Raw genomic sequence first — 14,413 nt, 5'->3', positions numbered from 1 at the left:
GTGGCCGTTCCGAAGCGGAAGATGTCCCGCAGCAACACGCGGTCCCGCCGCGCCCAGTGGAAGGCGACGCCGACCACCCTGACCGAGACGGTCGTGGGCAGCGCCGTCGAGTACTCGCGCCCGCACCAGGCCAAGGTCGTCACCGACTCCGCCGGCACCCCGCTGTATCTCGAGTACAAGGGCCGGAAGGTCAAGGACCTCTGATCCACCCGTGACTACCGGGGAGGCCGCCGGGACCCACGGCGGCAACGGGACCGGTTCGGGCTCGGCAGCGGACCCGGCCGGTCTGCTCGCGTCGCTGCAGGTCGACCTGCCCGCGGAGCTCGTGGTGATGGCGCTGACCCACCGCTCGTACGCCTACGAGCACGGCGGCCTGCCCACCAACGAGCGCCTGGAGTTCCTGGGCGACTCGGTCCTGGGCGTGGTGGTCACCGACGCGCTGTACCGGCGGCACCCCGAGATGTCCGAGGGCCAGCTGGCCAAGCTGCGGGCCGCCGTGGTGAACATGCGGGCGTTGGCCGGAGTGGGCCGCGAACTCGGCCTCGGCGCCTACCTGCTGCTGGGCCGGGGCGAGGAGGCCAGCGGCGGGAGGGACAAGTCGTCGATCCTGGCCGACACCGTCGAGGCCCTGCTCGGGGCCGTCTACTACGAGCACGGCACCGACGTCGCCCGCGCCCTCGTGCACCGGCTCGTCGACCCGCTGCTGGAGTCCAGCGCGCGGCTGGGCGCCGGCCTGGACTGGAAGACCAGCCTGCAGGAGCTGACCGCCTCGTCCTCCCGAGGGGTGCCCGAGTACCGGGTCACCGAGGAGGGGCCCGACCACGCCAAGCTGTTCCACGCCTCCGCCCTGGTGCAGGGGGAGGCCCGGGGCACCGGCAGCGGCCGCAGCAAGAAGGAGGCCGAGCAGGCCGCCGCGGCCGCCGCGTTCGGCAGCCTCACCGAGGAACTGGCGGCGCAGAGCGCGGCCAACGGCGCCGCCGACGGCACCGTGGACGCCGCAGATGCCGTGGACGCTGCGGCCGACGGAGTCCAGCCTGCCTGAGCTGCCCGAGGTCGAGGTCGTCCGCGCCGGCCTGGCCCGCTGGGTCCTCGACACCGAGATCTCCGCGGTCGAGGTCCACCATCCGCGCCCGGTCCGCAACCACGCCGCCGGTCCCGACGACTTCGTCGCCCGCCTGCTGGGCGTGCGCATCCTGGACGCCGTGCGCCGCGGCAAGTTCCTGTGGCTCACCCTCGACTCGGGGGAGGCGCTGCTCGCGCACCTCGGGATGAGCGGCCAGCTGGTGCTGGTCCCGCCGGACAGCGAGCCCGAGCGGCACCTGCGGGTGCGGCTGGGACTGGCGGGCGGCGTCCCCGAGCGCGAGGGGCGCGAGCTGCGGTTCGTGGACCAGCGGATGTTCGGCGGGCTGTCGGTCGTACCGCTCGTACCCACGCCGGACGGCGGCCCCGGCGGGGCGTCCGAGCGGGCGCCGGAACCCCTCGTGCCGCAACCGGTCGCGCACATCGCCCGGGACGCGCTCGACCCCTCGCTCGACGAGGAGGCGCTGGTCGCGCGTCTGCGCAGACGGCGCACCGGGCTGAAACGCGCCCTGCTGGACCAGGGGCTGGTCTCGGGGGTGGGCAACATCTACGCCGACGAGGCGCTGTGGCGGGCGCGGCTGCACTACGCGCGGCCCACCGAGACGTTGACCCGGCCGGTGGTCCGCTCGGTGCTGGCCGAGTGCCGGGCGGTGATGGGCGACGCCCTGCGCGCCGGGGGCACGAGTTTCGACAGCCTCTACGTCGACGTGAACGGCAGCGCGGGGTACTTCGAGCGCTCGCTGGCGGTGTACGGGCGGGCCGGACTGCCGTGCCTGCGGTGCGGGACGCCGGTCGTGCGCGAGCAGTTCATGAACCGGTCATCCCACTTCTGCCCGACCTGCCAGAAGCGTCCGCGAAACGCTCGCTGGTGACGCGCGAAAACCCTTAGTGACCAAGGCGTTCACGGCAGTGACGGACGGCCTCCCGAAGGCTGATCACGTGGAATTCCTCACACCGAGGTAATAGTCACTTATCACTGGCCGCCGTAACATGTCCTGCAAATTGGACCGAAACGCTAGACAATGTCCGTGTGGGCTTCACCACCCCCATGGGCGACCAGGCACCATCCGCTGTACCCCTGCACGGCACCCCCTGACCCAGCGAAGCCATGACCACGGAAGGCTCCCCTGATGGCCCTGCCGGATTTCTTCGTCATGGGCGCGCCCAAAGCCGGTACCACCGCGCTGCACGCCGCCCTGACGCAGCACCCGCAACTGTTCCTGCCCAACCCCAAGGAGACGAAGTTCTACCTCACGGGTGAGCGCCGCCCGCCGCGCTCGACCCAGCGCGGTCCCGGTGACGCGCACAGCGCCCAGGAGTGGATCTGGAGGCGCAAGCAGTACGAGGCCCTGTTCGAGGCCGCCCCCGCGGGAAAGCTGCGCGGGGAGAGCACGCCCTTCTACCTCTACGACCTCGACTCCCACCGACGCATCGCCGACGACAACCCGCGGGCCAAGCTGATCGTCGTCATCCGCGACCCGATCGACCGGGCCTACTCGAACTGGATGCACCTGCGCTCCGACGGCCTCGAACCGATCGCCGACTTCGCCGAGGCGCTGGCCGCCGAGGACGAGCGGGTCGAGCGCGGGTTCGCCCCCTTCTGGCACTACAGCCGGCTCGGGATGTACGGGGAACAGCTCGACCACCTGTACAAGCACTTCCCGCGCGAGCAGGTGCACGTCCTGCGTTACCGCGACCTGGTCAACGACGCGGCCGTCGCGGTGGACGCCGTGTGCGAGTTCCTGGGCGTCGAGACCGGCCGGGTGGGGTCGGTACCGCGAGAGAACTCGCGGCCCTACGTCGACGACACCCCGCGGCACCGGGCGCTCAGCCGGGTGGCCCGTGGTGGTGCGTGGCTGGGCTCGTTCGCCCCTCCGCAGGTCTGGCGCCGGGCCAGCGTCCCGCTGCTGAGGGCGCTGCACACCGGCGACGCCCGCCGTCCGGTGCTGGACCCCGCGGTCCGGGCCGAGCTGGTGAAGCCGTTCGCCGAGGACAACGCGCTCCTCGCCCGCCTGCTGGAGCGCGACTTCAGCGACTGGCTGGGCGCCACCTCCCGCGGGCAGTTCCAGGAGTCGACGCGCTAGCGTCGCTCCTGGCCGTTCGTGATCATGGAAACTTCTACCGCCGGCTCCGGCGCGGGACGATCCGGTCCCGCGCCGGGGCAGTAGAAGTTTCCATGATCACGAACTGGGGGGGATGAGCTGGGTGCGCAGCTGGTGGGTGCCGTCGGCGTCGCTGCTCTCGAAGTAGAAGCGCTGGGCGCCGTCGGGTAGCGCGGCGATGGCCAGGTAGCGCAGCGCGCCGTCGCCCTCGGGTGAGCGTGCGAACGGCTCGGTCCCCAGCGCGGTGAACGTGCCGTCCCCGCCGCCCGTGGCGACCCCGGTGGTCTCGTGCCAGTTCTGCTCCGCCGTGGCCCGTCCGTCGTAGTAGGCGACCAGGTCGCCCGGGGACGACGGGTGCGCCACCACCGCGGTCACCCGCGCCCCGCGCGCGTCCCACCGCCCGGGTCGCGCGGCCAGGGCGACCGGGCCGACGTCCCAGCGCAGACCGTCCTCGCTCGTGGCCAGGTACGTCGTCATCCGGTCGGTGGCGTCCGGGTCGTCGAGCGGGTGGACGCAGACCCACATCCGCCAGGCGTCGCCGTCCCGCATCACGACCGGGTCCTTCACGGCGGTCAGGTCGTCGCCCGGCAGCACCATGGACCGCTTGCCCTGGGGCAGGTCGGCGACGGTGTCGGCGTCCAGGGCCTCGATCCACCAGTGCTTCGACCCGGGGGTGGAGCACGAGACGTACAGCCGCCACCCGCCGTCCGGGCGCCGCACCAGTGCGGGGCGCTCCAGCGAGGCGGCGCCGAACATGTCCCGGTCGACGACCGCGACCTCCCGGAAGTGCACGCCGTCGGTGCTGGCCGCGATCACGGAGGCGACGCCGCGGCCGGCCTCCACGGGGCGTCGCAGCCGGTAGCAGAGCCAGTACGTACCGTCCTCGTAGGCGACCCCCGCGGCTCCCGCCCACCACCCCGGACCGGAGCCGGGCGCGCGGACCGCCACCTGCGAGGCCGAGTGGTCGGGGAGCGGGACAGGGCTGGTCGCAGCGGTGTTCTCGGTGGCGGAAGGCACGGCTGCCAGTGTGCCAGCGGGCGGTTACGGACATAGCGCCCCGGGCGTTCGTACTACCTGCTCATCGGCTCATCGGTGGCAAGGACACGCCGGTGGGGCGGGTATGGTCTTGACGTGCATTTGAAGACGCTGACCCTCCGCGGCTTCAAGTCCTTCGCCTCCGCGACGACGCTGCGGCTGGAGCCCGGCATCACGTGCGTGGTGGGCCCCAACGGCTCCGGCAAGTCGAACGTCGTCGACGCCCTGTCCTGGGTGATGGGGGAGCAGGGCGCGAAGTCCCTGCGCGGCGGCAAGATGGAGGACGTCATCTTCGCCGGCACCTCCGGCCGCCCGCCGCTGGGCCGCGCCGAGGTCAGCCTGACCATCGACAACACCGACGGCGCGCTGCCGATCGACTACACCGAGGTCACGATCAGCCGGACGATGTTCCGTTCGGGCGGCTCGGAGTACGCGATCAACGGCACGCCCTGCCGGTTGCTCGACATCCAGGAGCTGCTGAGCGACTCGGGCATCGGCCGCGAGATGCACGTCATCGTCGGCCAGGGCCAGCTGGACGCCGTGCTGCACGCCTCCCCGGAGGACCGGCGCGCGTTCATCGAGGAGGCGGCCGGCGTCCTGAAGCACCGCAAGCGCAAGGAGAAGGCGGTCCGCAAGCTCGAGGCGATGCAGGCCAACCTGACCCGCATCGCGGACCTGACGTCGGAGATCCGCCGCCAGCTGAAGCCCCTCGGCCGCCAGGCCGAGGTCGCCCGCCGGGCGGTCGTCGTCCAGGCCGACCTGCGCGACGCCCGGCTGCGGCTGCTGGCCGACGACCTGGTCACCGCGCAGACGACGCTGGCCGAGGAGGTCGCCGACGAGACCCAGCTGCGCGAACGGCGCGACGCGGTCGAGGCCCAGCTGGCCGAGACCCGTTCGGCCATGGCCGAACTCGACGAGCGGCTGACCGCCGCCGTCCCGCAGCTGAGCCGCGCGCAGGAGACCTGGTACCGGCTGTCCAGCCTGCGCGAGCGCACCCGCGGCACGGCCAGCCTGGCCGCCGACCGGATGCGCCTGCTGTCGGAGGCCGAACCCGAGCGCACCCCGGGCCGCGACCCCGACGACCTCGAAGCCCAGGCCGCCCTGGTCCGCGAGCAGGAGACCCAGCTGCAGGTCGAGGTCGACGCCGCCCAGGAGGTGCTGTCGAACGCGGTCGCGACCCGGCAGCGCGCCGAGGAGGCCGCGGCCACCGAGGAGCGCCGCCTGACCGCGCTGGCCAAGGCCGCCGCCGACCGCCGCGAGGGCCTGGCCCGCCTGGCCGGGAAGGTCGCCGCCCAGCGCAGCACCGTGACCGCGGCGCAGGACCAGGTGGCCCGCCTCGGCACCGCGATCGAGGAGGCCGCGGCCCGCGCCGAGCGGGCCGCCGCCGCCGTCGCCGAGCTGGACGCGCAGGTCGAGGAGCTGGCCGGTGCGTCCGGCGGCCCCAGCGACCTGACCGAGTCGATCGACGAGCTGCGCCGCGAGGCCGAGCGCCTGGCCGCCCTGGTGCCGGTGCTCGAGGGCGAGCTCGACCTGGCCAACTCCGAATTGGCCGCCGCCGACGCCCGGCTGGAGTCGCTGCGCCGGGCCGAGCGGGAGGCGCACGTCGCCGCCCAGGCGGCCACGGTCCGGCGGCAGACGCTCGAGACGCAGCTGCAGAGCAAGGACGGCGCGGGCACGCTGCTCGCCGAGGCCGCCGCCGACCCGGGCCGCGTGCCCGGGCTCGTCGGCTCCCTGGCCGCGGCGCTGTCGGTGCAGCCCGGCTTCGAGACGGCGGTGGCCGCCGCGCTCGGCCCGGCCGCCGAGGCGATCGTCGTGGGCGACGTCGAGGGCGCCGTCGGCGCGCTGCGCCTGCTTGCGGACGGCGACGCGGGGCAGGCGACGGTGGTCCCGGTCCGCAGTGCCGGGACGACGGGCGCGGCCCGGGACGCGGACCCCGCCGGGTGGCCGGGGCTGCCGGCCGGGGCGCGCTGGGCGCGCACGCTCGTGCAGGTGCCGGCCGACCTGGTCCCGGCGCTGGACCGGTTGCTCTACCGGGTCGCGGTGGCGCCCGACCTCGGATCGGCCGCCGACCTGCTCAGGCTGTGGCCCGACGTCCGGGTGGTCACGACCGCCGGGGACGTCGTCGGCTCCGACTACCTGCGGGGTGGTTCCGCCTCCGCGCCGTCGCGGATCGAGGTGCAGGCCGCGGTCGAGCAGGCCGGGGACGAGGCCCGCGAGGCCGGCGCGGCGGCCGAGCAGGCCCGCACCGCGCTGGCCGCCGCCACCGAACACCGCACGGCCGCGCAGGGCCGGGTCCGTGAGGTGCAGGAGCAGGTCAAGCAGGCGCAGCAGCAGGCCCGCCGGGCACAGGCCGAACTCGGCGCCCAGGAGCAGCGCCGGGCCGCCGCCGAGAACAAGCTCGCGCAGCAGCGCGGTCAGCTGGCCGGTACCGCCCGGGCCGCCGAGGCCGAGGTCGAGCGGCTGGAAAGGCAACGGGCGCAAGCGGAATCGACGTTGACCGAGGGGCGCGCCGCGCTGTCCGACGTCGAGGAGCGCCTCGCGCTGGCCGAGCAGACCGCCGAGCAGGACGACGCGGTGGAACCCTCGACCGAGGAGCGGGACCGGCTGGCCGCGGCGGCCACGGCCGCCCGGGCGACCGAGACCGAGGCCCGGCTGGCCCTGCGCACCGCGGAGGAGCGGGCGCGGGCGGTGGCCGGTCGCGCCGACGGGCTGATCCGGCGCGCCCAGGAGGAGCGGGCCGCGCGGGCCCGGGCCGTGGCCCGCGAGGAGCGCCGCCGGCGGCAGCTGGCCATCGCCGAGGCCGTGCTGACCGGCGCCCGGTACGCGCTGGAACTGCTCGAGACCGCCCTGACCCGAGCCGAATCCGTGCGCGCCGCGGCCCAGGCCGAACGGGAGCGGCTCGACGCCGCCGTGCACGCCACCCGGGAGCAGGAGCACCGGCTGGCCTCGGAACAGGCCCGGCTGATCGACTCCGTGCACCGCGACGAGGTGGCCCGCGCGGAGCAGCGGATGCGGATCGACGCGTTGCGCACGCGCAGCCTCGAGGAGCTCGGCGTCGACCCCGAGATCCTGATCGAGGAGTACGGCCCGCACCAGTTGGTGCCCCCGTCGATGCCGGTCCCGACGGCGTCGGGTGACGAACAGCCCGACGCCACAACGGGTCTGGAGCAGGAGGCGCTGGAGCCCGAGGGCGTCCCGTTCGACCGCAAGGAGCAGGAGAAGCGGTTGCGGGCCGCCGAGCGCGCCCTGAACCTGCTCGGCACGGTGAACCCGCTGGCGCTGGAGGAGTTCGCGGCGCTGGAGGAGCGGCACACGTTCCTGACCCGGCAGCTCGACGACCTCAAAGCGTCCCGCAAGGACCTGATGGACATCATCAAGGAGGTCGACGAGCGGGTCGAGCAGGTGTTCGCCGAGGCGTTCGCCGACACCGCCCGCGAGTTCGAAGGCGTCTTCGCCCGGCTCTTCCCCGGGGGCGAGGGCAAGCTGATCCTCACCGACCCGTCGAACATGCTGACCACCGGTCTGGACGTCGAGGCCCGCCCGCCCGGCAAGAAGGTGAAGCGGCTGTCGCTGCTGTCGGGCGGCGAGCGCTCGCTGACCGCCGTGGCGCTGCTCGTGGCCATCTTCAAGGCCCGCCCCTCGCCCTTCTACGTGATGGACGAGGTGGAGGCCGCCCTCGACGACACCAACCTGGGCCGTCTGATCGCGATCTTCGAGGAGCTGCGGGAGAGCTCGCAGCTGATCGTCATCACGCACCAGAAGCGGACCATGGAGGTCGCCGACGCCCTCTACGGCGTCACTATGCGTGGCGACGGGGTGACTACCGTCATCAGTCAGCGGCTGCGCGAGGAACAACCCGCCTGACCTGCCCCGACATAGGGCTCAGTCGGGCAAAGTTGCCGAAACGCAACGTGGTCGAAGCCGTGCCGACATTCCTTCCCGCGGCCCGATCGGGCACGGTGGGTGACGTGTTCGCGATCGTCGTCGCTCTGCTGATCTCGCTCGTCACCGCCGCCGGTGTCGTGCTCGTCGTCGCCATGCCCCACGTGCGGTCCGGCCGCGCGTTGCTGACGGACGACGGGCGCCTGACGGTCAGACGGGCGCGGCGGGTCGTCGAGGCTCCGGTCGCCGCCGTCCAGCGGGTCCAGGAGGCGGTCCGGCCGATGGGCGAGGCGCTGCACACCCAGCTCGACCGGCTGGAGGAACGCGACCGTGCCGTGCAGGCCGAGGGCAGGCGCAGCGCGGAACTGCTCTCGCAGCTGGTCGGGCCCCGGCCGATGCCCGCCACGTCGGGGCCGATCCCCGAGGTCCAGGTGCCCAAGGTGATCGACCTGCGCGACCGGGAGGACTCCCGGCCCAGGTCGGGGCTGAGCTGACCACTGGTCGGTCACTGATCGGTGCGCGTCACCGGGTAGGTTCGGCGGGTGGGTACCGGAGAACTGATCGTCATCGTCGCGGTCGTCGTCCTGCTGGTGGCGGCCGTCCTGGCCGGCCTTCTCCTGCGGGGGCGCGGGACCTCGCAGCCGCGTGGCGGAGGTCCGGCCGGGCACGCCGGGCACGCCGGCACGGTCGCGGCCCCGCCGCCGAGCGCGACGGACGTCGCGCCGGCCGATCAGATCCCGCCGTCCGACCTCGAGGTCGACGAGCCTGAGGTCGACGAGCCTGAGGCGCCCGTCCTCGAACGTCCCGCCCCGGCGGCGGGCCGGCTGGTCCGGCTCCGGGCCCGGTTGGCCCGCTCCAACAGCACCCTGGGCCGGGGACTGCTGACCCTGCTCTCGGGTGACAAGCTCACGGCCGACGTCTGGGACGAGGTCGAAGAGACCCTGCTGCTGGCCGATCTCGGCGTCGACCCGACCACCGAACTGGTCGACCGGCTCCGTGAGCGGGTGTCGGTCGAGGGGGTGGCGGGGGAGGACGGCGTCCGGGCGCTGCTGCGCGAGGAGCTGCTCGCGCTCGTCGACCCGGGCCTGGACCGCTCGCTGGCGGTCGAGCAGGTGGGGCGGCCGGCCGTCGTCCTGGTGGTCGGCGTGAACGGGACCGGCAAGACCACCACCTGCGGGAAGCTGGCCCGGGTGCTCGTGGCCGAGGACCGCGACGTCGTCCTCGGCGCCGCCGACACGTTCCGCGCGGCGGCGGCCGACCAGCTGGAGACCTGGGGCGCCCGCGTCGGGGTGCCCACCGTGCGCTCGGACCGGGACGGGGCCGACCCGGCCGCGGTGGCCTTCGACGCCGTCAAGGCGGCGACCGAAGTGGAGGCGGACGTCGTCCTGATCGACACCGCCGGCCGGTTGCAGAACAAGGCCGGGCTGATGGACGAGCTGGGCAAGGTCAAGCGGGTGGTCGAGAAGCAGAGCCCGGTCGACGAGGTGCTGCTCGTGCTCGACGCCACCACCGGCCAGAACGGCATGCAGCAGGCCAAGGTGTTCGGCGAGGTCGTCGCCGTCACCGGCATCGTGCTGACCAAGCTGGACGGCACCGCCAAGGGCGGGATCGTCGTCGCGGTGCAGCGGGCGCTGGGGGTTCCCGTGAAGCTCGTGGGGCTCGGCGAGGGCCCGGACGACCTGGCGCCGTTCGATCCGGAGGCGTTCGTCGACGCTCTCCTCCAGTGACATCCGTTCACTCTGTGGAAACATGCTGGCGGCAAATGTCACGGCAGGGAAACTGATCGCGCGGCGGCCGGAAACGCGTCCACAGCAAGTTTCTTCCAGCGATCCCGTGGGCCAACCCACGTGGGGCTGGTCGCATCACGTTCCGATGGTGTCCCGAAAACACGGGCGCCACCCGAAATGAAGGGGTACGGATGGATTCCGGAGATACCGCATGGGTGTTGACGAGCGCCGCGCTCGTCCTGCTCATGACGCCCGGTCTGGCGTTCTTCTACGGCGGCATGGTCAGGACGAAGTCGGTCCTGAACATGATCATGATGAGCTTCTCGTCGTTGGGGATCGTCACCGTTCTGTGGGTGCTCTACGGCTACTCGGAGGCGTTCGGTGACGACCTGGGCAGCGGCCTGCTCGGTGACCCCACCCAGTTCGCCGGCCTGAAGGGCCTGATCGGCATCGACGACAACTACGCGGCGACGCACCTGGTGGGCACCGTGCCCGCCACCGCGTTCGTGGCGTTCCAGCTCGTCTTCGCCATCATCACCGTCGCCCTGATCTCGGGTGCCATCGCCGACCGCGCCAAGTTCGGCACCTGGTGCATCTTCTCGGTCATCTGGGCGACCGTCGTGTACTTCCCGGTCGCGCACTGGGTCTTCGCCTTCGACGGCTTCACCGCCGGCGAGGACAGCGCCGGTGGCTGGATCGCCAACAAGCTGCTGGCGATCGACTTCGCCGGTGGTACCGCGGTCCACATCAACGCCGGTGCGGCGGGCCTGGCCCTCGCGCTCGTCCTCGGCAAGCGGGTCGGCTGGCCCAAGGAGCCGATGCGCCCGCACAACCTGCCCCTCGTGATGCTGGGTGCCGGTCTGCTGTGGTTCGGCTGGTTCGGCTTCAACGCCGGTTCGGCCGTCGCCGCCAACGGCAGCGCCGCGGTCGTCTGGGTCAACACGGTGGCCGCCACGGCCGCCGCGGAGATCGGCTGGCTGCTGACGGAGAAGATCCGGGACGGTCACGCCACCTCGCTGGGTGCCGCCTCCGGCATCGTCGCGGGTCTGGTCGCCATCACCCCGGCCTGTTCCTCGGTCAGCCCGGTCGGTGCCCTGATCCTGGGCGTCGTCGCCGGTGTCCTCTGCGCGCTGGCCGTCGGCCTGAAGTACAAGCTGGGCTACGACGACTCGCTCGACGTCGTCGGCGTCCACCTCGTCGGTGGTGTCTTCGGCACCATCGCGATCGGCTTCCTGGCCACCGCGGACGCCCCGGCGGGGGTCGACGGTCTCTTCTACGGCGGCGGGACCGACCAGCTCTGGCGGCAGGCCGTCGGTGCGGGCGCGGTGCTGGCCTTCTCCTTCATCGTCACGTACATCATCGGCTTCCTCCTCGAGAAGACGATCGGCTTCCGCCTGGACGAGGAGGACGAGGTGTCCGGCATCGACCTCGCCGACCACGCCGAGGCCGCGTACGACTTCAACCCCGCGGGTGGCGGCGTCTTCCGTCCGTCCGTCTCCGCCAAGACTGAGGAGGTGTCGGCGTGAAGCTGATCACCGCAGTCATCAAGCCGCACAAGCTCGACGAGGTGAAGGCTGCACTGGAGGCGTTCGGCGTCCAGGGCATGACCGTCTCCGAGGCGAGCGGCTACGGCCGCCAGCGCGGTCACACGGAGGTGTACCGCGGTGCCGAGTACACCGTGGACCTGGTGCCGAAGTCGCGGCTCGAGGTCCTGGTGGACGACACCGACCTGACCGACGTCATCGACGTCATCGTCAAGGCGGCGGCGACCGGCCGGATCGGCGACGGCAAGGTGTGGTCCACCACCGTCGACGACGTGGTCCGGGTCCGCACGGGTGAGCACGGGGTCGACGCGCTGTAGAACCTGCGACAGCACACGACCGGTACTCGGTGGCCGCCCGTCCTCGCGAGAGGGTGGGCGGCCACCGGGCTTTCCAGCGGAAGAAGGCAGAGGCGTGGCGCCGCACCAGGACAGCGACACCGACGACACCGAGGACAGCGACGAGACACCCGAGGACCTGTCCCGGGCGGCCCTTGTGGCGGCGCGGGACCTGCGCAAGGACCGGATCGCCCTGGCGGTCCGCTCCGGCACCTCTGGTCCCGACCGGCGCCGGGCCCTGGCCGGTCTCGTCGAGGACGCCCTGGTCCGGGCCTGGAAGGCCGCGGTCGCGGAGGTGCCCGTGCGGCGCAACCGGCGTCCGGCCGCCGAGGGGCTCGCTCTCGCCGCGGTCGGCAGCGTCGCCCGCGGCGACGCCGGGCCGGCCAGCGACCTCGACCTGGTGCTCCTGCACGACGGTCGGCAGCTCTCGGCCTCCGACGTCGGCGAGCTGGCCCAGCGCCTCTGGTACCCGTTGTGGGACGCGGGTCTTCGGGTCGACCACTCGGTGCGCACCCCCGGGCAGAGCCGCGAGGTGGCGGCCTCCGACCTGTCCGCCGCGATCGGCCTGCTCGACCTGCGGGTGATCGCCGGTGACGCCGCGCTCGTGGTGCGGACCCGCACGTCCCTGCTCGGCGACTGGCGCAACGGCATCCGGCGCCGGCTGCCGCAGGTGTTGGAGTCCCTCGGTGAGCGCGCCGCCCGCTTCGGTGAGGCCGCGCACCTGCTCGAACCCGACCTGAAGGAGGCCCGCGGCGGCCTGCGCGACGTCACCGTCCTGCGCGCTCTCGCGGCCAGCTGGGTCACCGACCGTCCGCACGGCGAGGTGGACGACGCCCACACCCGCCTGCTCGACATCCGCGATGCGCTGCAGGCGGTCACCGGCCGCGCCGTCGACCGGCTGCTGCTGCCCGACCAGGACTCGGTCGCCGTGGCCTGCGGCCTGACCGATGCCGACGAGCTGCTCGCCGAGGTCAGCGACGCGACCCGGACCATCGCTTACGCCGTCGACGTCACGATGCGCGCGGCCCGCCAGTCGCTGCCGCCGCGCCGGTTGCGGCCCGGGCCCCGGCGCCCGCGGCTGCGCCCGCTCGGCCACGGGCTGGTCGAGCACGACGGCGAGGTGGTGCTCGGCGTCGGGGTCCGCGCCGCGGAGGACCCGGTGCTGCCGCTGCGGGCGGCCGCGACCGCCGTCCGTTCCGGGCTGCCCCTGTCGCCGGTGACGGTCCGGCACCTGGCCGACGACTGCCCGCCGCTGCCCGATCCGTGGCCCGCCCCGGCCCGGGAGGCGTTCGTGGCGATGCTGGCCGGCGGCGGTCCCGCGCTGGCCGGGGTGTGGGAGTCGCTCGACCGCGCCGGGCTGATCGTGAAGTGGATCCCCGAGTGGGCGGGGGTGCGCAACCGCCCGCAGCGCAACGCGGTCCACCGGCACACGGTCGACCGGCACATGATCGAGACGGTGATCATGATCCAGGGCGCGTTGCGGGACGTGAGCCGCCCCGACCTGCTGGTGCTGGCCGCGCTGTTGCACGACCTGGGCAAGGTCGCCGGTGCCCTCGACCACTCGGTGACCGGGGCGCCGCGGGCCGCCCGGGTGGCCCGGCGGCTCGGACTGCCGCCGGAGGACTGCGAGGTGATCGAGCGCCTGGTCCGCGAGCACCTGACCCTGATCGAGCTGGCCACCCGCCGCGACCCTGACGACCCGCACACGGTCGAGGAGCTGGTGAAGGCGGTCGACGGCCGGCTGGAGACGCTGTCCATGCTCCGCGCGCTGACCGAGGCCGACGCCGTCTCGGTCGGCTCGGTGGCCTGGACGGCGTGGCGGGCCCGGCTGGTCAACGATCTCACCGCCCGGGCCCGGACGGCGCTGCGCGGGGAGGAGCCGCCCGGCCCGGCCCCGATCGGGGAGGCCGAGTCCGACCTGGTGCGTTCGGTGCTGGCCGACGGCCGTCCCCGGGTGGCCATCGGCGCGATGGATGAGCTGCACGTCGTCACCGTGGTCGCCGCCGACCGGCCCGGCCTGCTGGCCGACATCGCCGGCGTCCTGGCCAGTCAGCGGCTGACCGTGAAATCCGCTCTGGTGCGGACGGTTTCGAGTGACGACGGGGATCACGCCCAGGACATCGCCGTGGACACCTGGTGGGTCGACAACGGGGCGGGCGACGCCCCCGAGCCGGCCGCCGTCGAACTGGCGCTGCGCCGGCTCGGTGACGGTGACCAGACCGTGCTCGACCCGCTGCACCGGCGGGAGGCCGGCTACCGGGCGCCGTCCGGGGCCCCCGCGCGCCCGCGGGTCGTGCTGCTGCCCGGCGCGTCGGCCGAGGCGACCGTGCTCGAGGTGCGGGCCGCCGACCGTCCGGGGCTGATGCACGCCATCGGCTCGGCCCTGGCCCGGGTCGGGGTCGACCTGCGCTCGGCGCACGTGGCCACGCATGCGGGCCAGGCCGTCGACGTCCTGTACGTCAGCGAGCCGGGCGGCGGCCAGCTCAGCCCGCCCCGGGTCGCCGAGACGGTGTCGGCTCTGGTGGACGCCGGCTCGCTGCCGGGCGGCGAGACCGAGCACGCCGCCCGGGTCCTCCCCTTCTGAGAAATCCATTCGGAACGAGGCAACCGATCCCCGGGACCGGGGCGTCGGTACAGGTGGGCGCGGATGCGTCGCGGTACGGCTGGCGGGGGCAGCCTCAGGGGGCCGCGACGCATCCGCGACGGGC

Annotated in this window: 11 protein-coding genes; 10 read left to right on the top strand and 1 reads right to left on the bottom strand. The window is 73.6% G+C overall.

The annotated features are described in order from the left end of the window. The 4 genes from rpmF (at position 1) to ACIB24_RS11935 (ending at position 3,164) form a co-directional block, all read left to right on the top strand. Positions 1-204 (top strand): 50S ribosomal protein L32, encoded by a 204-nt coding sequence (gene rpmF, locus ACIB24_RS11950; RefSeq protein WP_398280090.1) that lies wholly within the window; start codon positions 1-3, stop codon positions 202-204. A 7-nt stretch (positions 205-211) separates the two neighbouring features. Beyond that, on the top strand, positions 212-1,042 hold the full coding sequence (rnc, locus tag ACIB24_RS11945; protein ID WP_398280087.1) for a ribonuclease III: 831 nt from the start codon (positions 212-214) through the stop codon (positions 1,040-1,042). Beyond that, positions 1,035-1,952 carry a bifunctional DNA-formamidopyrimidine glycosylase/DNA-(apurinic or apyrimidinic site) lyase gene (gene mutM / locus ACIB24_RS11940; RefSeq protein ID WP_398280430.1) on the top strand — a complete coding sequence of 306 codons (918 nt, stop codon included), beginning with the start codon at positions 1,035-1,037 and terminating at the stop codon, positions 1,950-1,952. The genes rnc and mutM overlap by 8 nt, the downstream gene beginning before the upstream one ends. Positions 1,953-2,210: 258 nt before the next feature. Further along, positions 2,211-3,164: a sulfotransferase family protein gene (locus ACIB24_RS11935; RefSeq protein WP_398280084.1), complete on the top strand. Its 954-nt coding sequence runs from the start codon at positions 2,211-2,213 to the stop codon at positions 3,162-3,164. A gap of 96 nt (positions 3,165-3,260) precedes the next feature. On the opposite strand, the gene ACIB24_RS11930 is transcribed toward ACIB24_RS11935, so the two are convergent. Then, complete coding sequence (locus tag ACIB24_RS11930; protein ID WP_398280081.1) at positions 3,261-4,199, bottom strand: hypothetical protein; 939 nt, start codon at positions 4,197-4,199, stop codon at positions 3,261-3,263. Between the two features lie 114 nt (positions 4,200-4,313). Between ACIB24_RS11930 and smc the strand changes: the two genes are divergently transcribed. The 6 genes from smc to ACIB24_RS11900 all read left to right on the top strand — a co-directional run bounded on the left by smc (position 4,314) and on the right by ACIB24_RS11900 (position 14,289). After that, positions 4,314-8,081 (top strand): chromosome segregation protein SMC, encoded by a 3,768-nt coding sequence (smc, locus tag ACIB24_RS11925; protein ID WP_398280078.1) that lies wholly within the window; start codon positions 4,314-4,316, stop codon positions 8,079-8,081. A 104-nt stretch (positions 8,082-8,185) separates the two neighbouring features. After that, positions 8,186-8,593, top strand: coding sequence for a hypothetical protein (locus ACIB24_RS11920; RefSeq protein ID WP_398280075.1), 408 nt, complete (start codon positions 8,186-8,188; stop codon positions 8,591-8,593). A gap of 48 nt (positions 8,594-8,641) precedes the next feature. Then, on the top strand, positions 8,642-9,826 hold the full coding sequence (gene ftsY / locus ACIB24_RS11915; protein WP_398280072.1) for a signal recognition particle-docking protein FtsY: 1,185 nt from the start codon (positions 8,642-8,644) through the stop codon (positions 9,824-9,826). Positions 9,827-10,017: 191 nt separating this feature from the next. Then, positions 10,018-11,352 (top strand): ammonium transporter, encoded by a 1,335-nt coding sequence (locus tag ACIB24_RS11910; protein WP_398280069.1) that lies wholly within the window; start codon positions 10,018-10,020, stop codon positions 11,350-11,352. Beyond that, positions 11,349-11,687: a P-II family nitrogen regulator gene (locus tag ACIB24_RS11905; RefSeq protein ID WP_398280066.1), complete on the top strand. Its 339-nt coding sequence runs from the start codon at positions 11,349-11,351 to the stop codon at positions 11,685-11,687. Before ACIB24_RS11910 ends, ACIB24_RS11905 begins: the two co-directional genes overlap by 4 nt. A 94-nt stretch (positions 11,688-11,781) precedes the next feature. Further along, positions 11,782-14,289 (top strand): [protein-PII] uridylyltransferase, encoded by a 2,508-nt coding sequence (locus ACIB24_RS11900; RefSeq protein WP_398280063.1) that lies wholly within the window; start codon positions 11,782-11,784, stop codon positions 14,287-14,289. The last annotated feature ends 124 nt before the right edge of the window (positions 14,290-14,413 follow it).

The organism is Spongisporangium articulatum (genome assembly GCF_044465595.1).
GTDB lineage: Bacteria > Actinomycetota > Actinomycetes > Actinomycetales > Kineosporiaceae > Spongisporangium > Spongisporangium articulatum.
Note: the sequence above shows the minus strand (reverse complement) of the source record. Positions and strands in the feature narration are given on the sequence as shown.